A 22,174-nucleotide genomic window follows, 5' to 3' on the forward strand; every position below is an offset into this window, starting at 1 on the left:
GCCACCACCAGGCTCGTCAACGCCCGCGGCTACGGCCACCACTCCGCCCAAACACTGGCCGCAATGATCTACCTCTGCCGCGGCGGACTACACCCCCAGCTACCCACAAAAACATGAGGAGCCGCACTAGTGTTCGATGTATGGATGTGGTCGCGGAGGCAGTGGCGGGGATGCGGGCCCGGCTCGCGATCCTGCACGACGCCTGCGACGGGCTCTCGCATCGGGAGCTGGTGGCGCTGATGGCGGAGGTCACGTCGGTGGTGCGGTCGGTGCCGGCGTTGGAGCATCAGATCCTGGCCCGGCTGACCAGCGAGACGGAGCCGCGCCGCCTCGGGGAAGCGTCGTGGAAGAAGGTACTCACCACGACGCTGCGGGTGTCCGAGCGTGAGGCGAAACGGCGCCTGGCTGACGCCGCGGCGTTGGGGCCGCGGCAAGCCTTGACCGGGGAACCCTTGGCCCCGCTGTGGGAGGCGACCGCGGCCGCGCAAGCGGCCGGATCGTTGGATGCCGAGCACGTCGCGGTGATCGCGAAGTTCCACCAGGACCTGCCCGGGTGGGTCGACGTCGACACCCGCGCCGCCGCCGACCGCCAGCTGGCCTCGCTCGGGGCGGGGCTCACGCCCGAGGATCTGAAGAAATCGGCGGATCGGTTGGCGGCGATGATCGACCAGGACGGCCCCGAACCCACCGACGCCGATCGCGCCCGCAAGCGCGGCATCAGGCTGGGTGAGCAGCAGCCCGACGGCATGAGCCGGCTGACGGGCTGGATCACCCCGGAGTTCCGCGCGCACTACGAGGCCATTCAGGCGAAGTTGGCCGCACCGGGCATGTGCAACCCCGATGACGAGACACCCTGCGTCGACGGCGAACCCGCAGAGCAGCAGCGCCGTGACGACACCCGCAGCCCGGCGCAACGCACTCACGACGCGTGGCTGGCCGTCGGGCGGATGGCGTTGACGTCGGGAGAGCTGGGGCAGCACAACGGGCTACCGGTCACGGTGATCGTGTCGACCACCTTGCAGGACTTGGAGAAGGGCGCGGGGGTGGCGGTCACCGGTGGCGGCTCGCTGCTGCCGATGACCGATCTGATCCGGATGGCCGCCCACGCTCACCATTACTTGGCGGTGTTCGACGCCCACACCAACCAGCCGCTCTACCTCGGCCGCAGCAAGCGGCTCGCCTCCCCGGCGCAACGGATCGTCCTGCATTCCTCCGCCCGCGGCTGCAGCCGCCCCGGATGCTCGGTGCCCGGGTATTGGGCGCAGGTGCATCACGTCCGGGACTGGAAAGACTGCGGGGCCACCGACATCACCAACCTGACCTTGGCCTGCGGTCCGGACAACCGCATGGTCGAGCAGACCGGCTGGACCACCCGCATCAACGACCGCGGCCAGACCGAGTGGCTCCCCCCACCTGACCTCGATACCGGACAACGCCGCACGAACGGCTACCACCACCCCGAACGCCACCTCCTGCCCGAAGACGATGATCCATAGGGCAACGCGTGCAACAACTTTCGCTGCGCGGCCGGGGCTGTCGCTGCACGCATCGGCAAGTGTTCCTACCATTGTGTGCCATGGCAGCGCCGAGCGAAGGTCCGTCGCGGCCGGTGCTGCCTGCGACGCTGGTCGAAGTAGCCGGCCACCGGCTGCGCGATGCGATCCTGTCCGGTCAACTCGCGCCGGGCCAGAAAATCGTCGAGGAACAGCTGTGCGCCGATCTCGGCATCAGTCGGGCGCCGCTGCGCGAGGCACTGAGACTGCTTGCCCAGCAAGGTCTGGTGGAACATCTGCCCCGACGTGGATCACGGGTGACCGAATGGTCTCCCGGCGACATCTTGCAGCTGTTCGAGCTGCGCTACGTCCTCGAGCGGCACGCGATCGAAACCGCCCTCCCCCTCACCGATCCCGATCGTCAGCTCGAGCCGATCCGCGGTGCGTTGGAGCGAATGGTCAGCGCCGAGGACGCACTCGTTCGCGATGATGCGCATCGGGCGTTCCACGCCGCCGTGGTGACCCTGGCCGGCAACCGCCAGTTGGACATCGCGCTGGCGCCGATCCTGCTCAAACTGCAACTGCCGATGGCGAAGAATCTGCGGGCGGAGGCGTACCACGGTGACGCCGCGGACGGCGTGCAGCGGCACCGCGCCATCCTGACGGCACTCGAGTCGAACGATGCCGCCGTCGTAGTGGCAGCGCTTCGCGAGCACGGCCACCTCGACTACCTCGGTCTCGAATCGGCGCCTGGCGCGGCGTCGCGACAGGACGCGAAGCCGTAACGCGACGGCGCAGCGCTTACACAAACGACACATTCTCGACCCGAGTTCGCCATGATTCTGTCGACAATCGACAAACATGGAGGAACTGCGAGGCCCGTCGATCGGGCCGTCCGTGGCCGAGATCCTGGCTTCTCATGCGAGCGGAACGGGCTCGCCCACGAAGACCGCAGCCCGCGTCGCCGACGCCATCGAGGCGCGCGGAGACGACGGCACGTGGCTCTCCGCCGTTCCCCGCCACGAGCTGATCGCGGCCGCCGAAGCCATCGAACGCCGGCCCGGCGCACGCACCCTGCCGCTCTACGGCGTCCCCTTCGGCGTGAAGGACAGCATCGACGTCGCCGGTGTGCCGACCACGCTGTCGTGCCCCGACTTCGCCTACGTGGCAGGCGCGACCGCACCCGCGGTGCAGCGCCTCCTCGACGCAGGCGCGCTGTACGTGGGCAAGACGAACCTCGACCAATTCGCCACCGGCCTCAACGGCACGCGCACGCCGTACACCATCCCCCGCAGCGTGTACGGCCACGACATCATCTCGGGCGGTTCGAGTTCCGGCTCCGCTCTCGCCGTGGCGCTGGGGCAGGTGCCGTTCGCCGTCGCCACCGACACCGCCGGATCCGGTCGCGTCCCGGCGGCACTCAACGGCGTCGTCGGCGTCAAGCCGTCTCGCGGCCTCATCAGTACCGTCGGCCTGGTACCCGCGTGCAAATCCCTCGACTGCCTCACTGTCATGGCCGGCAGCATCGACGACGCCGACCGCGTGCTCGACGTCATGATCGCCCGCGACGACGGTGATCCCTGGTCGCGTGACCGCGGCCCCCGGTTCACCGGCGCTCCTCTGCGCGTCGGGTTGCCCCCCGTCGACGAACTCGAGTTCTTCGGCGACGCCCCGATGCGCGCAGCCCACCTGGCGTTGCGTGACCAGCTCGCTCGCCACCACCCCATCGTCGAGATTCCCCTCGAACCGTTCCTCGCCGCGGGTTCGCTTCTCTACCAGGGCCCGTGGGTGGCCGAACGCCTCGTCGAGTTCGGCGATTTCCTCGCCGAGCATCCCGAGTCGATCCACCCCGTGGTGCGTGAGATCTTCGCCGGCGGTCACCGCTACACGGCCGTCGACGCGTTCGCCGCACTGCAGCGCCTGCAGGAACTCAAAGCCCAGGTGAGCCAATTGTGGCAGCGCATGGACGTCTTCGTGCTCCCCACCATCGGCACCACCTTCACCGTCGACGAGGTGCAGGCCGCCCCGATCGACACCAACACCGTGCTCGGCCATTACACCCACTTCGGCAACCTGCTCGACCTCTGCGGCGTGGCCGTCCCCATCGGCGTCAACGGTGACGGAAAGCCTTGCAGCGCGATGCTTCTCGGCGCGGCTCTCACCGATGACACCGTATTGCAGCTCGCCGCGCAGATTCTCGACGAATCACGACCCGTCCGTCATCTCTCCCCCACCCCCGTCCCCGCCGAGGAGCTGCTGTGAACCCGATCCCGATCGCGGCGGAGCCGTCGCCGTTCCCGCTCATCGCCGACACGACCGCGCTGATCGTCATCGACATGCAACGGGACTTCCTCCTGCCCGGTGGATTCGGTGAGAGCCTCGGCAACGACGTCGCACGCCTCGCCAGCGTCGTGCCGCCACTGGCTGCGCTGCTGGCGGCGGCACGTGCCGCCGGTCTGATGGTCGTTCACACCCGAGAAGGCCACCGACCGGATCTGTCGGATTGCCCGCCGGCCAAGCTCCGTCGCGGCGCACCGACCCAGCGCATCGGTGATCCGGGCGCGTTCGGCCGCATCCTGATCCGCGGCGAGTACGGACACGACATCGTCGATGACCTCGCCCCGATCGACGGCGAAGTGGTGATCGACAAGCCGGGCAAGGGAGCTTTCTACGGCACCGACCTCACCGACGTGCTGACCGACGCGGGCATCACCCAGCTTCTCGTCACCGGTGTCACCACCGAGGTGTGCGTGCACACCACGGTGCGCGAGGCCAACGACCGTGGTTACGAGTGTCTGGTGGTATCCGATTGTGTCGGTTCGTATTTCGACGAGTTCCATCGCGTCGGCCTGCAGATGATCGCCGCGCAGGGCGGCATCTTCGGCTGGGTCGCCGACACGGCGGCCGTCATCCCCGCGCTGCATCAGCTCGCCACCACGGCCGTCTGAGGAGACCCCCATGAGCACCGACGTCACCACAGACCCGTCGATGGGCGCCCCCGCCGAGAAGTCCGCCCCCGTCCCGTGGTGGACCCGCGGCGATGTGAACGCGTTCTTTGGCCTGGGGTTCAACATCTTGGTCAACGTCTTGACTCTCACCGGCCTGATGATCGGCGTGGTCAAGATCCCTGCCGGCGACGTCCTGGGCACCGTGCTGCCTGCGCTCGGCGTCGCGCTGATCCTCGGCAATCTCTACTACACCTTCCTGGCGCGCCGACTGGCCAGGCGCGAGAACCGAACCGACGTCACCGCACTGCCGTACGGGCCGAGCGTGCCGCATATGTTCATCGTGGTGTTCGTGGTGATGCTGCCGGTCTACCTCAACACCGACGACGCGATGCGGGCCTGGGAGGCGGGGTTGGCCTGGGCGTTCATGATCGGCGTGATCGTGATGATCGGCGCGTTCGTCGGGCCCTATATCCGCCGGCTCACCCCCCGCGCGGCGATGCTGGGCACGCTGGCCGGCATCTCGATCACCTTCATCTCGATGCGGCCCGCCGCGCAGATGTGGGAAGCCGCATGGATCGGTCTCCCCGTGCTGGCGATCATCCTGATCGGCTTCTTCACCGACATGAAACTGCCGTTCGGGATCCCCGTCGGATTGGCCGCACTGCTCGTCGGCACGGCGATCGGCTGGGTCGGCGGCTACATGTCCGCACCCGATGTGGGGCAGGCCGTATCCGACATCGCCATCGGCGTCCCGGACTTGCGGATCGACATGCTGCTGGCAGGGTTGTCGAACCTGGCGCCCCTGCTGGGTACCGCAATCCCGCTCGGTGTCTACAACTTCACCGAGGCGATGAGCAACGTGGAGAGCGCCGCGGCGGCCGGCGACAACTACAACCTGCGCAGCGTGCTGCTCGCCGACGGCGCGGGGGCGGTCATCGGATCGGCGTTCGGCTCCCCCTTCCCGCCCGCCGTCTACATCGGCCACCCGGGATGGAAGGACGCCGGCGGGCGCGCCGGCTACTCGCTGGCAAGCGGCATCGTGATCGGAATTCTCTGCTTCCTCGGCCTCTTCGGTGTTCTCGATGCACTGCTCCCCGTACCGGCGATCGTGCCGATCCTGCTCTACATCGGCCTGCTGATCGGCGCGCAAGCGTTCCAGGCCGTGCCGCGGCTGCACGCGATCGCGGTGGTGGCCGCGATCTTGCCCAACCTGGCCCAGTGGGCGAGCGGCCTGATCGACAACGCGCTCAACGCCGCGGGCACGTCGGCGACGCAGGTCGGCATGGACGCGCTGGGCAATGCCGGCGTGGTCTATGACGGGCTGCTCACGTTGGGCGAGGGCGCGGTGCTGGTCGGGCTGATCCTCGGCACGATGGTCACGTTCATCCTCGAGAAGAAGTTCCGCTACGCAGCGATCGCGTCGGCGGTCGGGGCCGTACTGTCCTTCATCGGCCTCATCCACGCACCGCAGGTGGAGTGGGCGGCGAATCCCCAAGTGGCACTGGGCTATGCGTTCTTCGGCGTGATCTGCCTGGCCTACTCGCTGCTGCCGGGGGCAAAGGAGCCCGTCGTCGTGGACGAGTCCGACGTGGTCGCCGGGCACTGACCTCAGTCCGCGACGAACGGTACCGATGCGTCGTCGCCCAGCACCACGTACATGCGGCGCCACGGGTCATCGCCTTCGAGGCGCCACTGGTGACCAGACCCCGTGGTGTCCTCGGCCAACAGCACATCTCCGGGTGAGAGCCGGAAGCGTTCGCCGTCACGCGTGGTGAACAGCAACGTGCCCGCCAAAGTGACGACGAGCTGACGAACCGGTGCGGTGTGCCAGGCCAGTGTGCCGCCCGAGGCCGTCTCCTCCACCGTCACCGACGTCACCGCAACGGTCGCCGACACGAGGTCGTCATTGCGGCCCGGCCGCATGTCCAGCCGACCGATCTGTACGTGCGACGCGTCGTCGGCGCCGGTCCACAGACGTACGCAACGGATCATGCGCGCCACCGTAGCCGCCGGTCCCGATCGCCGTACACCTCGTGGCACCGCTGTCGCTGAATTATCGTGCCGACTATGAGCGCGCCGCCCATCGAGCCGTACTACGACCTCGGCTCCTACCACCGGCCGACCGACACGCCATCGGCGGCCGCGCAGGTGTGGTTCGACCGGGGCATGGTGTGGGCCTACGCGTTCAACCATGACGAGGCGATCGCCTGCTTCGACCGCGCACTCGCCCTGGACCCGGACTTCGCCCTGGCGCGGTGGGGTATCGCCTACGCGATCGGGCCCAACTACAACAAGGCGTGGGAGGCGTTCGACCACGCCGACCTCACCGCATCGGTCACCCGAGCGCGCGCCGAGCTCGCGCGGGCCGCCGACGGGCGCGCCGGAGTCGTCGAGCGGGGACTGATCGCCGCGCTGACGGCGCGGTTCCCCACCGACGATCCGGACGACGCCGATGCGCTGCACGCCGGGCATGCCGCCTACGCCGACGCGATGACCGCGCTCGCGCGAAGCCACCCCGACGACATCGACGTCGTGGCGTTGACCGCCGACGCGCTGGTCAACATCTCCGCGTGGGCACTGTGGGACACCCGCACCGGCGAGCCCGCGCCCGGCTCACGAGTGCTCGAGGCCCTCGAGATTCTCGACGCGGCGCTCGCCACCCCGGCCGGACGCGCACACCCCGGCATCCTACACCTCTACCTGCACGCCATGGAGATGTCCGCGACACCGCAGAAAGCGCTGCCCGCCGCCGACCTGCTGCGCGGCTTGGTACCCGACGCCGGTCACCTGCAGCACATGCCCAGCCACATCGACGTACTGTGCGGCAACTACCACGATTCGGTGATCGCCAATCTTGCTGCCGTACAGGTGGATCGACGCTTCGTCGAACAGTCGGGCCCGCTGAACTTCTACTCGCTCTACCGCGCCCACAATCTGCACTTCGTGGTCTACTCGGCCATGTTCGAGGCCAACCTCGGCACGGCGCTGTGTGCCGCCGACGAGCTGTCGGCCCAGCTGACCCCCGAGTTGCTGCGCATCCCCTCACCTCCGATGGCGGACTGGCTGGAGGCGTTCGTGCCGTTGCGGGTGCACGTGCTGATCCGCTTCGGGCGCTGGGACGACCTGATCGCGCTGTCACTGCCCGAAGATGCCGATCTGTACTGCACCACCACCGCGACCATCCACTACGGCCGCGGCGTCGCCTACGCCGCGACCGGCCGGCTCGCCGAGGCGCACGCCGAGCGGGAGGCCTTCGCCCGGGCCCATGCACGGATCCCCGAGAGTCGTTATCTCTTCAACAACACCAGCCGCGACATCCTGGCCGTCGCCGCCGCCATGCTCGACGGTGAAATCACTTATCGCGCGGGAGAATACGAGGATGCGTTCGCCCATCTGCGGCGCGCGATCGCCCTGGACGACGCGCTCCCCTACGACGAACCGTGGGGCTGGATGCAGCCCACCCGGCACGCCTACGGCGCGCTGCTGCTCGAGCAGGGCCGCGTCGAGGAGGCCGCCGGGGTCTACGCCGCCGACCTAGGGCTGGACCCGACGCTGGCGCGGTGCTGCCAGCATCCCGGCAATGTGTGGAGCCTGCACGGATACCACGAGTGCCTGACCCGGCTGGGCCGCGACGGCGAAGCGGCCATCATCGCCAGGCAGCTCGAACTCGCGGCCGCCCGCGCCGACGTGCCGATCCGGGCGTCGTGCGCCTGCCGTATGGATGCGTAGACTTCGCCTGTGTCTCTCAGCGCCGCGGACGTCGATCACCTGCGCCGCTGCGTGGACCTGGCCCGCCGCGCCCTCGAGTCGGGCGACGAACCGTTCGGCTCGATTCTGGTCGACGCCGACGGCGAGGTGCGATTCTCTGATCACAATCACGTGGCGGGCGGGGATGCCACCCGTCATCCGGAGCTGGCGATCGCGCTGTGGGCCGTCGAGCACCTCAGCCCGCAGGAACGCGCCGCCGCGACCGTCTACACCAGCGGCGAGCACTGTCCGATGTGCGCGGCCGCCCACGCGTGGGTGGGCCTGGGCCGCATCGTCTACGCGGCCTCCTCGGCGCAATTGACCGGTTGGCTGCAGGCCTGGGATGCGCCGTCGCCGCCTGTCGCGGCGTTGCCGGTGAGCGCCGTGGCGCCGGGCGTGCCCGTCGACGGCCCCGCACTCGAGCTCGCCGACACGATGAAAGCCCTGTACGAGAAGGCCTTTCGCCGATGAGCGAGCCGGACTGGGTCACCCACGCCATCTGGTGGCACCTCTATCCCCTCGGTTTCGTCGGTGCGCACCCGGCCGATCCGCCCCCGGGGCCCGAGGAGCACCGGCTCCGACGGATCGTGGACTGGCTCGACTACGCCCGCGATCTCGGCGCGTCCGGCATAGCGCTCGGTCCGGTGTTCGCGTCGCAGACCCATGGATACGACACCATCGATCACCACCGCATCGATGCACGCCTCGGTGACGACGGTGACTTCGACCACCTGGTCGCCGAAGCGCACGACCGGGGACTGCGCATCCTGCTCGACGGGGTGTTCAACCACGTCGGCACCGACTTCCCCCGCTACCGCGACGCACTCGCCGGCGGTGACACGTCGTGGTTCCGCGTGCGGGGCGGCGAGTTCGCCACCTTCGAGGGCCACGGTGGTCTGATCGCGTTGAACCATCGCAACCCCGAGGTGGTCGACTACGTCGTCGACGTGATGTGCGACTGGCTCGGTCGCGGCGCCGACGGGTGGCGCCTGGACGCGGCATACGCTGTGCCCGACCGCTTCTGGGCGCAGGTGCTGCCCCGGGTTCGGGACCGGTACCCCCAGGCGTGGTTCGTCGGTGAAGTCATCCACGGTGACTACGTGGCGCGGGTGACCGACTCCGGCTTCGACTCGGTGACCCAGTACGAGCTGTGGAAGGCGATCTGGAGCAGTCTCAACGACGCGAATCTGCACGAACTCGACTGGGCGCTCAAGCGGCACAACGAGTTCCTCGACACCTTCGTGCCGATGACGTTCATCGGCAACCACGACGTGACCCGCATCGCGAGCCAGTTGGACAACCCCGACCACGTCGATCACGCGCTGGTGGTCCTGATGACCACCGGTGGAACCCCGAGCATCTATGCCGGCGACGAGGTCGCCTATCGCGGTGTGAAAGAGGAACGCTTCGGCGGTGACGACGCGGTGCGGCCCGAATTCGGTTCTCCGCTCGACGGGGTGGGCGAGCACGGGCACCAAGTCCTGCGTGCCCACCAGCACCTCATCGGACTGCGACGGCGCCACCCGTGGCTGCACACCGCGCGTACGGCACCGCTGCAGGTGACCAACACCGGCTACGTCTACGCGTCCCGGGCCGGAGACGACGCGCTGCTCGTCGCGCTCAACGTCGCCGCCGAACCCCTGCCGATAGCGTTGCGCGAGTTCGGATTCGACGAGGCCGAAGTGGTGGCCGGGTCCGGGGCACCACCGGCGGAGACGGTCAGCGAGACCGCGGTGCCACCCCACGGGTGGCTCATCCTGGCGCCTCGCTGAATCGGCCTCAGTGCCGGCTCAGCGCAACAGCTCCAGCGTCGCCGCGTCCTCCTCGCCCCCGTAGAAGGCGTCCAACACGTCGGTGAACACCGAACCGCCACCGGCACGGGCGAACAGCGTCATCGACGAGCGCACTTTCAGATCGTCGGGATAGCCGAGGATGTCGCGCGCCGCGCGGTCGCGGTGGGTCAGGAGCGCAGCAGTGCACTCCTGTAGACGAGGACCGAGGACCGGATGGCCGAGATAGGCCACGGCTTCCTCGAGGGAGGCCAGCCCGAACCGGTACGCGGTGGCGCTGCGCCCGAGGCCGCGCATCTGAGGGAACACGAACCAGATCCAATGGCTGCGTTTTCGGCCCGCGCGCAACTCTGCCAGGGCCGTCTCGTAGGTCCCGGCCTGGGCGTCGGTGAAGCGCTCCAGGTCGAACGTGTCTGCGTCGTGAGTACTCATCTGTGGTCCGAGTGTGGCAGGGCCGCGGCGATGATCACTGCGCCGAGTCGTAATCGTTAGCCAACCGCGACCGCGAATCGCTGTGTCGGACAGCGGATCGGGAACATCGAACGTGTTCCATGGCGGATGCACACGACGGCACGTTTGCGCGACATGTGGACTTGTGATGAAAGGTGGGTTGGTTGCCGTTATGAAGTTGAGAGAGAAGTTTCGAGGTCGGTGGGCACGCCGGATGGCGGCCGTCGCCCTGGCTGTCACCACGCTGCCCGGGCTGATCGGCTTCGTCGGGGGATCGGCGACTGCCAACGCGTTCTCCCGGCCGGGCCTGCCGGTCGAATACCTGGATGTGTTCTCCGCGGCCATGAACCGCAACATCCGGGTGCAGTTCCAGGGTGGCGGCCCGCACGCCGTGTACCTGCTCGACGGTCTGCGCGCCCAGGACGACTACAACGGCTGGGACATCAACACCCCGGCGTTCGAGTGGTACTACCAGTCGGGTCTGTCGACCATCATGCCGGTCGGCGGGCAGTCCAGCTTCTACAGCGACTGGTATCAGCCCTCGCGGGGCAACGGTCAGAACTACACCTACAAGTGGGAGACGTTCCTGACCCAGGAACTGCCCGCCTGGCTGGAGGCCAACCGCGGAGTGTCGCGGACCGGCAACGCGGTCGTCGGTCTGTCCATGGCCGGTAGCGCGTCGCTGACCTACGCGATCTACCATCCCCAGCAGTTCATCTACGCCGCGTCGCTGTCGGGCTTCCTGAACCCGTCCGAGGGCTGGTGGCCGATGCTGATCGGGCTCGCGATGAACGATGCGGGCGGCTTCAACGCCGAGAGCATGTGGGGTCCGTCCTCGGATCCGGCGTGGAAGCGCAATGACCCGATGGTCAACATCAATCAGTTGGTGGCCAACAACACCCGGGTCTGGATCTACTGCGGCACCGGTACCCCGTCGGACCTCGACTCGGGCACGGCGGGCCAGAACCTGATGGCGGCGCAGTTCCTCGAGGGCTTCACCCTGCGGACCAACATCAGCTTCCGCGACAAGTACATCGCGGCCGGTGGCACCAACGGGGTGTTCAACTTCCCCGCGCAGGGCACGCACAGCTGGGGCTACTGGGGCCAGCAGCTCCTGCAGATGAAGCCGGACATCCAACGGGTGCTCGGAGCTCAGGCCTCGGCCTAGTCACCCACCACACTCAGAGAGCCTGCCGCTTCCCCCGAGCGGCAGGCTCTCTGCCGTGTGCGGGCAGCCGAAAAGTGACCAGGCGATGACCACCGAGGGTCGCGGCATCCGCACGCGTTTGGACCGACACCACCCGGGGGTATCACGCGGCTCGTCGGGCGCGATGGCCGCGCCGACGTCGAGGCCCTTGGAGACAGCCGTGATCCCGTTCATTTGCCCCACCTGCGGTTCGGTCGACATCGACATCGATTTCGGCTCGTCAGACTGCACCTCGTGCGTCGGCGGCGGTAAGGATGCCGCGGCGTGACGCGGCGGCCTGAGGCCGCTACAACCGCGTCCGCTGCTCGATGTCTCTGGTGAACTCGCCGAGCATCGCGTCGGTGAGAGTCGGGCGCGTGTCGGCGATCGCCGCGAGGTAGTCGTCGGTGCACGCCGGTTCGCCGCGGCGCGACTCGATCTCCCGCTCGAACGCGGACAACGCACCTTTGCGCGCGGCGAACTCGATGTCGGCGGGTGTGAACATATCGGACGCCTCGACGAGCTTGTCGACCTCGACCGCCGCGGCGTTGCCGCCCAGATACCGTGTCCAGATCGCCCGGCGCGCCGCCTCGTCCGGCGGACCCACCGGAATGATGTAGTCGAACCGCCCGGGCCGCAGGAACGCCGAGTCCAGCGAGCTGACCGAATTCGTCGCGCAGATCAGCAGCCGTTCCTCGTGTTGCCGAAATGTCGGGATCAACTTGAGCAGCTCGTTGGTGACGCCGTGCGACGGGTCCGACGGCACTCCGGAGCGAGAGCCCGCGATCTCCTCGACCTCGTCGATGAACACGACCGCGGCGTCGAGTTCGGTGAGATCGGCGAACACCTCCCGTAGAGCCGCGGGCATCGCCACGCCGGGCGCGGCCAACCGGGACGGGAAGATCTCCACGAAGGGCCAACCGAGGCGGCCGGCAACGGCTTTGGCGAAGCTCGTCTTGCCGGTGCCGGGCGGGCCGAACAGGATCACCGCCTTGGGTGGTGACACACCGTAGCGGGCGGCCAGATCGGGGCGCGCGAGAGGCGCGACGATGCGCCGCTCGATCATCTGCTTCTCGACCTCCATGCCGGCCATCTCCTGCCACCGGCCCGGGTTGATGAGCTGGCCGCCCAGCGCCGAGAGCACTCCGGTGTCCGACGCGCCGACGTGGTCGATCTTTTCGAAGTACCGCAGATCCGCCCGTTCGGTGTACCCGGAATTGCGCAGCGCGGCAGCGCCTGTGGCGTCGGCGGGAAGCAACACGCTGATGCGGCGGGCGCCGAGGCTGCGCAGCCGCAGCTCCAGTTCGGCCAACAGTGCGCTGCCGATCCCGCGGTTGCGCCAGCGGTTCGACAGGGCGACCATCGAGATCCAGGCCCGGTCCGCGGCGACGTGGGCCACCGCCATTCCGACCAGCTGATCGTCGACCACGGCCACCACCGCCGGTTGACCGGACCGTGCCGCTGCGACCACTTCGGACACCGGGAACGCCGGCGGGGCCTCACCGGGTTCTCGGCTCTGGTCCCAGACCGAGATCGCCTGATCGAGGTCGTCGTCGTGAAAGTCGCGCAAACGCCAGAGGGGCATACCACCACGTTGTAGCGGCCGGAAGCGCCACCCCGCATCGCCCCGGCGGGTGGTCGGCTCGGGGGATCACCTTCTCCCCCATCCGGTGTCAGCCCTGCCGGGTGGGCCGGATCGTCAGATCGCCGATCTCCACGTCGTGCGGCCGCTCGATGGCGAATGCGACCGCGCGTGCGACCGCATCGGCAGGCAGGCCGAACTCATCCATCTGCGCGCGGATGTGGGCGGCCAGGTCGGAATCGGTGACGGAGCCGTCCAACTCGGTGTTCACGAAGCCCGGCGATATCGACGTGGTCCGCACGACGCCGTCGGTCGATTCCTGGCGCAGCGCTTCCATCACGGTGCGTACCGCGTTCTTGGTGGCCGCGTACACGCCCATCGTCGGGACGATCTTCAGACCTGCGGTCGACACCGTCGTGACGATGTGGCCGCGGCCCTGGCGGTGGAACACGGGCAGCGCGGCGGCGATGCCGTACAGCACCCCGCGCACGTTGACGTCGATCATCGCGTCCCACCCGGCGACGTCACCGGCGGCCATCTCGCCGATCGTCGCGATGCCGGCGTTGTTCACCAGCACGTCGAGACGGCCGAAACGCTCGACGGCGGTGTCGACGACCCGTTGCACATCCGCGGCCGCCGTGACGTCGGCAGAGACGGCGACCGCGTCGTTCGGGAGCTCCTGCACCAGCGCGGCCAACCGGTCGGTGCGGCGGGCGGCCACCACCACGCGGGCGCCGCGAGCGGACAGCAGGCGCGCCGTCGCTTCGCCGATGCCGCTGCTGGCGCCGGTGATCGCGACGACCTGGCCGGTGATCGGGTCCGTGGTCACGGGCGCAGCACCACCTTGCCGCGGCTGTGGCGGGCGGCCAGATCGGTGTAGGCGGCGCGCACCTCGTCGAGCGGGTAGACCGCGGCGATGGGGAGGTCCAGGTCGCCGCGGGCGATGAGGCTGGCCAGCTCGGTGAGGTCATCGATGCCCGACTCGGCCCCGCCGACGGACAGGACGCCGAACCGCTCCACGGCGGCGAAGTCGATGATCGTGTCCACGCGCTGGGGGGCCACCCCGAGTTCGGTGACGGCCAGCTCGACGTACCCGCCGCCGAACAGGTCGAGGAAGGCGTCGACACGCCCGCCCGGCGCCGCGGCCCGCAACCGCTGCGCGAGGCCGTCACCGTAGTTGACGGGGACGACCCCGTGGTCACGCAACCAGTCGTCGTTGGCCGGGCCGGCGATGCCCAGGACCGTCGCACCGGTACGCACGGCGAGCTGAACGGCCAGGCTGCCCACACCGCCCGCGGCCGCCGACACGGCGACCGTGTCCTCTGCGGTGAGCTTCAGCGACCGTACCGCCGCGCACGCCGTCGTACCCGCGACGGCCAGCGATCCCGCCTGCTCCCACGACAGTGCCGCAGGTCTGGGGGTGACTTGGTCGGCCGGAACCGCGACGTACTCGGCGTGGCTGGACCGTTCGTCGGAGAAGCCGAGAACCTCGTCGCCCACGGACACGCCGGTGACATCCGGCGCGACCTCGGCGACGACACCGGCGACGTCGCTGCCCTGACCCGACGGGAACGTCGCGGGCCACCGGTCGTGCAGGAAACCCTCCCGGATCAGGGCCTCACCCGGGTTGATGCCCGCGGCGCGCACCTCGATCAGCACGTGCCCGGGGCCGGGCACGGGTCGCGGGACGTCACGGACATCCAGGACCTCGATGCCGCCGTAATGGTCGAATCGGACTGCTCTGCTCATGAGGGCTACGACCCGCCACGGCTCAGGACTATTCCGCGGGAGAACCGGCTATCAGTCAATTCATGGATTTCGCGCAGCGCACCGTCGATCTCGCCCGCCAGAACGTGATGGAGGGCGGCCGGCCCTTCGCGACGGTCATCGCCCGCGCCGGGCAGGTGCTGGCCGAGAGTCCGAACCTGGTGGCTCAGACCAACGATCCGACCGCCCACGCCGAGATCCTGGCGATCCGCGCCGCCTGCACGGCCGTCGGGTCCGAGCACCTCACCGGCGCCACCATCTACGTGCTCGCCCACCCGTGCCCGATGTGTCTGGGATCGCTGTACTACTGCTCCCCCGACGCCGTGGTCTTCCTCACCCAGCGCGACGAGTACGCGCCGTACTACCAGGACAACCGCAAGTACTTCGAGCTGGCCACGTTCTACGACGAGTTCGCGAAGTCCTGGCAGGACCGTCGCCTGCCGATGCGGCACCAGCCCCACCCCGACGCCCTCGACGTCTACCGGCTCTGGCAGGAACGGGAACAAAGTCCTTCGCCACAAGGTTGAGCGCATCAGATTCAACTTTGGAGGATTGATGGCTGAAGCCTTGCAAGTCCCGGTCTTGTTCGTCAGCGAGCCGATCGTGCTGCCCGGAATGGTGGTGCCGATCGAGCTCGATGACGCCGCCCGGGCCGCGGTCGACGCGGCCCAGGCAAGCCAGACCGGCAAGCTGCTGATCGCGCCGCGGCTCGACGATCGCTACCCCACCTACGGTGTGCTGGCGTCGATCGTGCAGGTCGGTCGCGTGCCCGGCGGCGGTGCGGCCGCGGTGGTGCGCGGTGAGAAGCGTGCCCACATCGGTACCGGCGCCACCGGCCCCGGCACCGCCCTGTGGGTCACGGTCGACGAGGTCGCCGACCCCGAGATCACCGACGAGACCCGCGCGCTGGCTGCCGAATACAAGAAGCTGCTGCTGGCGATGCTGCAGCGCCGGGAGGCCTGGCAGATCGTCGACGTGGTCAACAAGATCACCGACCCGTCGGCGCTGGCCGACACGGCCGGCTACGCGTCCTATCTGTCGGACACGGAGAAGCGGGAACTGCTCGAGACCGAGGACGTGGCCGCCCGGCTGCGGTTGCTGATCGGCTGGACGGGCGATCATCTGGCCGAGACCGAGGTCAACGACAAGATCGCCGAAGACGTGCGCGCCGGGATGGACAAGCAGCAGAAGGAATTCCTGCTGCGCCAGCAACTGGCCGCGATCCGCAAGGAGCTCGGCGAGGGTGAGCCCGAAGGGTCCGACGATTACCGGGCCCGCGTCGAAGCGGCCGAGCTGCCGGAGAAGGTGCGCGAGGCCGCGCTGCGCGAGGTCGGCAAGCTGGAACGCTCGAGTGACCAGAGCCCCGAGGGCGGCTGGATCCGGACGTGGTTGGACACCGTGCTGGACCTGCCGTGGAACGTCACGACCGAGGATTCGACCGATCTCGCTGCGGCGCGCGGCATCCTGGACGCCGACCACCACGGTCTGGACGACGTGAAGGACCGCATCGTGGAGTACCTGGCCGTGCGGGCCCGTCGCGCCCAGCGCGGCATGGCTGTCGTCGGCGGCCGCGGCTCCGGCGCGGTGATGGTGCTGGCCGGCCCTCCCGGTGTCGGCAAGACGTCACTGGGTGAGTCCGTCGCGCGGGCGCTGGGCCGCAAGTTCGTGCGCGTCGCGTTGGGCGGCGTGCGGGACGAGGCCGAGATCCGCGGACATCGCCGCACCTATGTGGGCGCGCTGCCCGGCCGCATCGTGCGTGCCATCGGCGAGGCGGGATCGATGAATCCCGTTGTGCTGCTGGACGAAATCGACAAGGTCGGCTCGGATTACCGCGGCGATCCGTCGGCCGCGCTGCTGGAGGTGCTCGATCCGGCGCAGAACCACACGTTCCGCGACCACTACCTGGATCTGGATCTGGACCTCTCCGATGTGGTGTTCCTGGCGACGGCCAACGTCATCGAGAACATCCCGCAGGCGCTGCTGGACCGCATGGAGCTGGTGCAGATCGACGGGTACACCGCCGACGACAAGGTGGCCATCGCCCGGAACTACCTGCTGCCCAGGCAGGCCGAGCGTGCCGCGCTGACTGTCGACGAGGTGACCGTCACCGACGAGGCACTGCACAAGATCGCCGCGGACTACACCCGCGAGCCGGGCGTCCGCCAGTTCGAGCGGTTGCTGGCCAAGGCGATGCGCAAGGCCACGACGAAGCTGGCGGCGGGTGGGGTCACGAGCCTCATCATCGATGAGCCGGATCTCGTTGCTTACCTTGGCCGTCCGCGCTTCACGCCGGAATCGGCCGAGCGTACCGCGGTGCCGGGTGTCGCGACGGGATTGGCCGTGACGGGTCTCGGTGGCGACGTCCTCTACATCGAGGCCGGCTCCACCGAGGGTGAGCCGGGGCTGGCGCTGACCGGTCAGCTGGGCGACGTGATGAAGGAGTCGGCGCAGATCGCGCTGTCCTACGTGCGTGCCCACGCCGCCGAGTTGGGCGTCGACCCGGCAGCGCTGGACCGCCGCATCCACGTGCACGTGCCCGCGGGCGCGGTGCCCAAGGACGGCCCGTCGGCCGGTGTCACGATGGTGACCGCGCTGGTGTCGATGGCGACCGGACGCAACGTGCGCTCCGATGTCGGCATGACCGGTGAGGTGACGCTGAACGGGCGGGTGCTGCCGATCGGCGGGGTCAAGCAGAAGCTGCTGGCCGCGCAGCGGGCCGGGCTCTCGACGGTGTTCATCCCGCAGCGCAACGAGCCGGATCTGGACGACGTGCCGGCCGAGGTGCTCGACGCGCTGGACGTCCGCCCGATGACGGACGTGGCCGACATCGTCGCGCTGGCTCTCGAGCCGGCGGCCGAGGCTGCCACGGTCGCGGCCTAGTCTGCGCGAGCGCGCGTGTCTGTGCACAGGTGACCGGCGTGTCACGTGCAGATGCGCGCGCTCGTTGCGTCTCACGGTGCGGGTTGTGCCATTAGCGTTGCCGCCATGGCGTACGACACCGATCTCGCCGAGCGGGTCCGCGAACTGGTGGCGGCGCACCGTGGCGTCGACGAGAAGCCGATGTTCGGTGGCTTGGCCTTTCTGGTGGGCGGCAACATGGCGGTCTGCGTGAGCGGCAAGGGCGGGCTGATGGTGCGGGTGCCGCCGGAGGAGACAGAGGCGTTGCTCGCCGACGAGCACGTCGAGCCGATGGTCATGTCGGGCCGAGCGACCCGCGGCTGGGTACGGGTGAGCGCCGACGGGGTGACGGGCGACGCCGCCTTGCGCGGTTGGGTCCGCCGCGGCGTCGACTACGCCGTCAGCCTGCCCGCCAAATAGAAGGTTCCGTGCGGTGCGCCGCGGGTAGCCGACGGCGGTGAGCAACAACGACGGCCAAAAAGACACCGTGCGCCGCCTTCTCTCGGAGGCCGGCGGCACCTATGCCGAGCAGGCCGGAATCACGCCGGCCGACAAGCCCATGCCGCTGTTCGAGCTGCTGGTGCTGTGCATGCTGGCGAGCAAACCGATTGACGCGAACATCGCGATGCGTGCCGCGCGGGAGCTCTTCAAAGAGAAGATCCGCACGCCCGACTCCGTGCTCGCGGCCGAGCGGAAAACCGTCATCGACGCCTTCGGCCGCGCCGGGTACGCCCGCTACGACGAGAGCTCCGCCACCCGTCTCACCCAGATCGCGACCGCGGTCAACGAGGACTATCACGGCGATCTGCGCGGGCTGGCTGACCGCGCAGACGGCGACGTCAGCGCCGCCAAGAAGCTGCTCGAGGAGTTCACCGGCATCGGTGACACCGGCGCGGACATCTTCCTGAGGGAGATCCAGGACGTGTGGACCTGGGTGCGGCCCTACTTCGACCCGCGCGCTCTCGGCGCGGCGAAGGAGCTCGGCCTGCCCGACGACCCCGACGAACTGGCGCGTCTGGCCGACGGTGCGTGCGCACCGCTGGCGGCGGCGCTGGTGCGGGTGTCGCTGGACCGCAGTGTGCGTGACGCGCTGATGAGCTGACGCGCACTCGCGACCGCGCGAGCGCGCGCGAAATCACGGACTCGCGCGCGTGTCGGCGTACAGACCCGCGCGCTCGCGAGCGGGAGGTACCCCAAGCTCGCGGGACAACCGGGGTGGCATGCTGGTGCACCGATATGTCTGTGATCACGCGACTCTGCGGGGCGGCAGCCCTGGCGCTGTCGGTCGCCGCCTGCACCGGACCCACCGTCGTCACCACCGACGACACCGTCGCGCCGCCCGCCGCCGCACCACCCCCTGCTCCGGAAACCACGCGGCCGAGCAATGCCCACCTGGCCAACGCCTTCGCCTACGCCACCCGTGATCCCGCCGGCGGCACGGTCTACGCCTTCACCACGCCCAGCGGACGTTGGCAGTGCGAGATCACACCGCGCACGCAGGCCTCGTGCGGCAAATCCGGCGGCACCGCCAGCGCGATCGGCATCACCGGGGCTCCCGACGACGTGCCCGACGCGGACGGCGAGCCGTCCACCCCGACCGCGATCCTGGTCGAGCGCACCGCCGACCCCCGGTTCGCCGCGCTGCCCGCATCCGCGGTCGACGATCCGCCGGAGCTGCCGTTCAACCGCATCCTGGCCGTGGCCGGATTCCGGTGCAATGTGCAGGAAGCGTCCGGCGTGTCCTGCCTCTCGGAATTGTCGGGCAAAGGCTTCACGTTCTCCGCCGACGGTTTCACCACCGCCTACACCGACGTACCCGCCGCTGCGTCCTGACTATGGTCAAGGCCATGCCAGCTCCCGTCACCGTGACCGTCACCGGAGCCGCCGGCCAGATCGGCTACGCCGCGCTGTTCCGCATCGCCGCCGGGGCGATGCTCGGCCACGACACTCCCGTGGTGTTGCGTCTGCTCGAGCTGCCCGACGCCGTGCGCGCCGCCGAGGGCGTGGTCATGGAGCTCGACGACGGCGCCTTCCCCCTGCTCGCGGCCACCGAGATCCACGACGATCCGGTGCGCGCGTTCGACGGGGTCAACGTCGCGCTGCTGATCGGCGCGAGGCCGCGCACCAAGGGCATGGAGCGCGCCGATCTGCTGGGCGCCAACGCGGCGATCTTCGCGACCGCGGGCCGGGCGTTGGGCGCTGGCGCGGCAGCCGATGTCCGCGTGCTGGTCGTCGGCAACCCCGCCAACACCAACGCGCTCGTCGCGGCGGCGCACGCTCCCGACATCCCCGCCGAGCGTTTCACCGCGCTGACCCGCCTCGACCACAACCGCGCCGTCGCCGCGATGGCCCGGCACGCGGGCGTGCCCGTCACCGAGATCCGCCGGATGACGATCTGGGGCAACCACTCACCCACGCAGTACCCCGACATCTTCCACGCGATCGTCGGCGGCCGCGCCGGCGCCGACTACGCCGCCGACACCCGTTGGCTCACCGACGATTTCATTCCGACGGTGGCCCGGCGTGGCACCGCGATCATCGAAGCGCGCGGCGCCAGCTCAGCGGCCTCGGCGGCCAACGGCGCCATCGATCACATCGACGACTGGATCCACGGCACCCCCGACGGAGACTGGACGTCGGTGGCCCTGCCGTCCCCCGGTGCCTACGGCATCGACGAGGGGCTGGTGTGTTCCTTCCCGTGCCGATCGGTCGACGGGCGTTGGGAGATCGTCGAGGGGCTGGACATCAATCCGTTCTCGCGCAGCAGAATCGACGCATCGATCGCCGAGCTGCGGGCTGAACGCGACGCGGTGGCCGCGCTCGGACTGCTGTAGTCACTCCAGTGTCGCGGTGCCGTCGGCGTGCACGCGCACGGCCGCACCGGCGATGTCGTCGGTGACCGTGGTCCGGGCCGCCTCGGCGTCGGGCATGACCGCCAGCACCCGGTCTTCGTTCGGGGTGCGTACCGCCAGGAACGCCTTCTCCGGAACGCCGTCGCGGTCGAACGGCGTCGTCCACGTCTCCACCGTGCCGATTCCGGTCCAATCGACCAGCTCGGTGCGGGTCGGCTCCCGATCGACAGCGTCCTGCACGTTCTCCCAACGGAATTCGTGGTGCGGGGGCTCGGTGCCGTACACGCCGAAACTGTGCTTGGTGAGATAGCCGCCGTTGGCGGTGATCAACCCCCGCGTCCCGGGGTTGGCGGCGAGTTGCTCGGCCATCGTCGCGATGGAGTGCGTGACGTAGTTGTTCCACGGTCCCCCGGCGAACGTCAGCCCGCCGGTGACGGTCAACGGCCTGCTGGGATCGCCGACCGGCAAGCCGAGTTCGGTCGCCGCGACCTGGACGGCCGACGGGAAGCACGAGTACACGTCGATGAGGTCCATCTCCTCGACGCCGGTGCCCGCCAGTTCGAGTGCGCGCCGGCCCGCGATCCTGATCGCCGGTGAGGTGTGGAACTCTGCGCGTTCCCCGATGGCGTAGGTGTCATGAGCGTCGGTGCCCGCGTACGGGAAAACCCAACGCTCACGCGGGATCTGGAGATACTGCGCCTTCTCCGCGGACGCCACGATCAGCACCGCGCCCTGGTCGACCATGTTGTTGGAGTTCATCAGCTTGGTGTAGGGCCAGCTGATCATCCGGTTCTGCGCCGACGGCTCGTAGATCTCCTCGGCGGTGTAGGCCTGTCGGTTCCACGCGTGCGGATTCTTCGCTGCCACGGCCGAGAACTGCGCCCACAGCGCGCCGATACGCCTGCGGTGCGCGTCGTCGGACTCCCCCGCCGCGATGCGGAGCGCCTGCTCGAACATCGGGTACACATAGGACGGACGGTCCAGGTGGATCTTCAGATCGCCCGGGCCGGCCATCGGCATGACCTCGTCCGAGCCGGGTGCCAGCGGCACTGTGTCGTCCTGCTTCGTCCAGTCCGCCTTGGCGCCGGCGGCGCGCATCTTCGTCTTGGTGCGCCACGTCTCGGCGCCGGCGATCAGCACCACGTCGGCGCGGCCCTGCTGGATGTCCAGGCAGGCGAGGTTGACCAGCGTCTGCGGCACGTTGCCGCCGATCCCGGTGTAGCGGGTGGCGGCCTTCTCGGCGCCGATCCGTTGTGCGACGAGGAGCCCGGCGTCGCGATAGCGCCACGAGAGCAGGTTGACCACCCGGACCGCGTCGACGGCTGCCAGTGTCCGCGGATCGGCGGCCTCCCGCGCCGCCGCGACCATCAGGTCGACGGGTTCGACGCTCGCGTTCTCGGTGTGCTGGTTGACCTGGCCGTAGCCGACCAGCACGGGCGTTCTGGGGTCGAGGGACATGGG

General features: G+C 69.2%; 21 protein-coding genes. 15 read left to right on the forward strand and 6 right to left on the reverse strand.

All coding sequences use genetic code 11. The features are described from left to right. Nucleotides 1-140 precede the first annotated feature (140 nt). The 5 genes from MHN84_RS28750 (at nt 141) to MHN84_RS28770 (ending at nt 6,047) form a co-directional block, all read left to right on the forward strand. Complete coding sequence (locus MHN84_RS28750; protein ID WP_241207877.1) at nt 141-1,496, forward strand: HNH endonuclease signature motif containing protein; 1,356 nt, start codon at nt 141-143, stop codon at nt 1,494-1,496. Nucleotides 1,497-1,576: 80 nt separating this feature from the next. Continuing rightward, nucleotides 1,577-2,278 carry a GntR family transcriptional regulator gene (locus tag MHN84_RS28755; RefSeq protein WP_241207878.1) on the forward strand — a complete coding sequence of 234 codons (702 nt, stop codon included), beginning with the start codon at nt 1,577-1,579 and terminating at the stop codon, nt 2,276-2,278. A 76-nt stretch (nt 2,279-2,354) separates the two neighbouring features. After that, entirely contained in the window at nt 2,355-3,755 is a 1,401-nt protein-coding gene (locus tag MHN84_RS28760; protein ID WP_241207879.1) for an allophanate hydrolase, read from the forward strand. Continuing rightward, nucleotides 3,752-4,441: a cysteine hydrolase family protein gene (locus tag MHN84_RS28765; RefSeq protein ID WP_241207880.1), complete on the forward strand. Its 690-nt coding sequence runs from the start codon at nt 3,752-3,754 to the stop codon at nt 4,439-4,441. Before MHN84_RS28760 ends, MHN84_RS28765 begins: the two co-directional genes overlap by 4 nt. Before the next feature lie 10 nt (nt 4,442-4,451). Continuing rightward, nucleotides 4,452-6,047: a regulator gene (locus tag MHN84_RS28770; protein ID WP_241207881.1), complete on the forward strand. Its 1,596-nt coding sequence runs from the start codon at nt 4,452-4,454 to the stop codon at nt 6,045-6,047. Between the two features lie 2 nt (nt 6,048-6,049). On the opposite strand, the gene MHN84_RS28775 is transcribed toward MHN84_RS28770, so the two are convergent. Continuing rightward, nucleotides 6,050-6,433, reverse strand: a complete 384-nt coding sequence (locus tag MHN84_RS28775) for a cupin domain-containing protein (RefSeq protein WP_241207882.1) — start codon at nt 6,431-6,433, stop codon at nt 6,050-6,052. A gap of 75 nt (nt 6,434-6,508) precedes the next feature. On the opposite strand from MHN84_RS28775, the gene MHN84_RS28780 reads away from it, so the two are divergent. The 3 genes from MHN84_RS28780 to MHN84_RS28790 are packed head-to-tail and all read left to right on the forward strand — an operon-like array spanning nt 6,509 to nt 9,960. Continuing rightward, nucleotides 6,509-8,170: a tetratricopeptide repeat protein gene (locus MHN84_RS28780; RefSeq protein WP_241207883.1), complete on the forward strand. Its 1,662-nt coding sequence runs from the start codon at nt 6,509-6,511 to the stop codon at nt 8,168-8,170. 9 nt (nt 8,171-8,179) lie between these two features. Further along, nucleotides 8,180-8,659 carry a nucleoside deaminase gene (locus MHN84_RS28785; protein WP_241207884.1) on the forward strand — a complete coding sequence of 160 codons (480 nt, stop codon included), beginning with the start codon at nt 8,180-8,182 and terminating at the stop codon, nt 8,657-8,659. Next, nucleotides 8,656-9,960: an alpha-amylase family protein gene (locus MHN84_RS28790; RefSeq protein WP_241207885.1), complete on the forward strand. Its 1,305-nt coding sequence runs from the start codon at nt 8,656-8,658 to the stop codon at nt 9,958-9,960. The genes MHN84_RS28785 and MHN84_RS28790 overlap by 4 nt, the downstream gene beginning before the upstream one ends. Nucleotides 9,961-9,978: 18 nt before the next feature. Here MHN84_RS28790 and MHN84_RS28795 read toward each other — a convergent pair whose 3' ends face one another. After that, complete coding sequence (locus tag MHN84_RS28795) at nt 9,979-10,410, reverse strand: DUF1810 domain-containing protein (RefSeq protein ID WP_241207886.1); 432 nt, start codon at nt 10,408-10,410, stop codon at nt 9,979-9,981. 190 nt (nt 10,411-10,600) lie between these two features. Between MHN84_RS28795 and MHN84_RS28800 the strand changes: the two genes are divergently transcribed. After that, entirely contained in the window at nt 10,601-11,596 is a 996-nt protein-coding gene (locus MHN84_RS28800; RefSeq protein ID WP_241207887.1) for an esterase family protein, read from the forward strand. 325 nt (nt 11,597-11,921) lie between these two features. On the opposite strand, the gene MHN84_RS28805 is transcribed toward MHN84_RS28800, so the two are convergent. The 3 genes from MHN84_RS28805 to MHN84_RS28815 form a co-directional block, all read right to left on the reverse strand. Next, nucleotides 11,922-13,199 carry an ATP-binding protein gene (locus tag MHN84_RS28805; RefSeq protein WP_241207888.1) on the reverse strand — a complete coding sequence of 426 codons (1,278 nt, stop codon included), beginning with the start codon at nt 13,197-13,199 and terminating at the stop codon, nt 11,922-11,924. An 88-nt stretch (nt 13,200-13,287) separates the two neighbouring features. Continuing rightward, nucleotides 13,288-14,025: an SDR family oxidoreductase gene (locus MHN84_RS28810; protein WP_241207889.1), complete on the reverse strand. Its 738-nt coding sequence runs from the start codon at nt 14,023-14,025 to the stop codon at nt 13,288-13,290. Next, complete coding sequence (locus tag MHN84_RS28815; protein ID WP_241207890.1) at nt 14,022-14,945, reverse strand: NADP-dependent oxidoreductase; 924 nt, start codon at nt 14,943-14,945, stop codon at nt 14,022-14,024. The genes MHN84_RS28810 and MHN84_RS28815 overlap by 4 nt, the downstream gene beginning before the upstream one ends. A gap of 62 nt (nt 14,946-15,007) precedes the next feature. On the opposite strand from MHN84_RS28815, the gene MHN84_RS28820 reads away from it, so the two are divergent. The 6 genes from MHN84_RS28820 (at nt 15,008) to MHN84_RS28845 (ending at nt 20,695) form a co-directional block, all read left to right on the forward strand. Further along, a complete protein-coding gene (locus MHN84_RS28820; protein ID WP_241207891.1) occupies nt 15,008-15,490 on the forward strand; it encodes a nucleoside deaminase in 483 nt (160 codons plus the stop codon). A gap of 28 nt (nt 15,491-15,518) precedes the next feature. After that, nucleotides 15,519-17,843, forward strand: a complete 2,325-nt coding sequence (gene lon, locus MHN84_RS28825) for an endopeptidase La (protein ID WP_241207892.1) — start codon at nt 15,519-15,521, stop codon at nt 17,841-17,843. Nucleotides 17,844-17,948: 105 nt separating this feature from the next. Beyond that, nucleotides 17,949-18,281: a TfoX/Sxy family protein gene (locus tag MHN84_RS28830; RefSeq protein ID WP_241207893.1), complete on the forward strand. Its 333-nt coding sequence runs from the start codon at nt 17,949-17,951 to the stop codon at nt 18,279-18,281. 37 nt (nt 18,282-18,318) lie between these two features. Beyond that, nucleotides 18,319-18,963, forward strand: a complete 645-nt coding sequence (locus MHN84_RS28835) for an endonuclease (protein ID WP_241207894.1) — start codon at nt 18,319-18,321, stop codon at nt 18,961-18,963. A 134-nt stretch (nt 18,964-19,097) separates the two neighbouring features. Then, entirely contained in the window at nt 19,098-19,694 is a 597-nt protein-coding gene (locus MHN84_RS28840; protein ID WP_241207895.1) for a hypothetical protein, read from the forward strand. A gap of 2 nt (nt 19,695-19,696) precedes the next feature. Further along, nucleotides 19,697-20,695, forward strand: a complete 999-nt coding sequence (locus MHN84_RS28845) for a malate dehydrogenase (RefSeq protein WP_241207896.1) — start codon at nt 19,697-19,699, stop codon at nt 20,693-20,695. On the opposite strand, the gene MHN84_RS28850 is transcribed toward MHN84_RS28845, so the two are convergent. Further along, complete coding sequence (locus MHN84_RS28850) at nt 20,696-22,171, reverse strand: acetyl-CoA acetyltransferase (protein ID WP_241207897.1); 1,476 nt, start codon at nt 22,169-22,171, stop codon at nt 20,696-20,698. Between the last annotated feature and the right edge of the window lie 3 nt (nt 22,172-22,174).

This window comes from Mycobacterium sp. PSTR-4-N (assembly GCF_022348085.1).
In the GTDB taxonomy this organism is placed as follows: Bacteria; Actinomycetota; Actinomycetes; order Mycobacteriales; family Mycobacteriaceae; genus Mycobacterium.

Excerpts from the sequence above, each read along its gene's own strand:
- MHN84_RS28775 (WP_241207882.1), bottom strand. The coding sequence starts at position 6,433 with ATGATCCGTTGCGTACGTCTGTGGACCGGCGCCGACGACGCGTCGCAC.
- MHN84_RS28770 (WP_241207881.1), top strand. The coding sequence starts at position 4,452 with ATGAGCACCGACGTCACCACAGACCCGTCGATGGGCGCCCCCGCCGAG.
- MHN84_RS28815 (WP_241207890.1), bottom strand. The coding sequence starts at position 14,945 with ATGAGCAGAGCAGTCCGATTCGACCATTACGGCGGCATCGAGGTCCTG.
- MHN84_RS28760 (WP_241207879.1), top strand. The coding sequence starts at position 2,355 with ATGGAGGAACTGCGAGGCCCGTCGATCGGGCCGTCCGTGGCCGAGATC.
- lon (WP_241207892.1), top strand. The coding sequence starts at position 15,519 with ATGGCTGAAGCCTTGCAAGTCCCGGTCTTGTTCGTCAGCGAGCCGATC.
- MHN84_RS28750 (WP_241207877.1), top strand. The coding sequence starts at position 141 with ATGGATGTGGTCGCGGAGGCAGTGGCGGGGATGCGGGCCCGGCTCGCG.
- MHN84_RS28805 (WP_241207888.1), bottom strand. The coding sequence starts at position 13,199 with ATGCCCCTCTGGCGTTTGCGCGACTTTCACGACGACGACCTCGATCAG.
- MHN84_RS28840 (WP_241207895.1), top strand. The coding sequence starts at position 19,098 with ATGTCTGTGATCACGCGACTCTGCGGGGCGGCAGCCCTGGCGCTGTCG.
- MHN84_RS28795 (WP_241207886.1), bottom strand. The coding sequence starts at position 10,410 with ATGAGTACTCACGACGCAGACACGTTCGACCTGGAGCGCTTCACCGAC.
- MHN84_RS28845 (WP_241207896.1), top strand. The coding sequence starts at position 19,697 with ATGGTCAAGGCCATGCCAGCTCCCGTCACCGTGACCGTCACCGGAGCC.
- MHN84_RS28755 (WP_241207878.1), top strand. The coding sequence starts at position 1,577 with ATGGCAGCGCCGAGCGAAGGTCCGTCGCGGCCGGTGCTGCCTGCGACG.
- MHN84_RS28790 (WP_241207885.1), top strand. The coding sequence starts at position 8,656 with ATGAGCGAGCCGGACTGGGTCACCCACGCCATCTGGTGGCACCTCTAT.
- MHN84_RS28830 (WP_241207893.1), top strand. The coding sequence starts at position 17,949 with ATGGCGTACGACACCGATCTCGCCGAGCGGGTCCGCGAACTGGTGGCG.
- MHN84_RS28780 (WP_241207883.1), top strand. The coding sequence starts at position 6,509 with ATGAGCGCGCCGCCCATCGAGCCGTACTACGACCTCGGCTCCTACCAC.
- MHN84_RS28850 (WP_241207897.1), bottom strand. The coding sequence starts at position 22,171 with ATGTCCCTCGACCCCAGAACGCCCGTGCTGGTCGGCTACGGCCAGGTC.
- MHN84_RS28800 (WP_241207887.1), top strand. The coding sequence starts at position 10,601 with ATGAAGTTGAGAGAGAAGTTTCGAGGTCGGTGGGCACGCCGGATGGCG.
- MHN84_RS28820 (WP_241207891.1), top strand. The coding sequence starts at position 15,008 with ATGGATTTCGCGCAGCGCACCGTCGATCTCGCCCGCCAGAACGTGATG.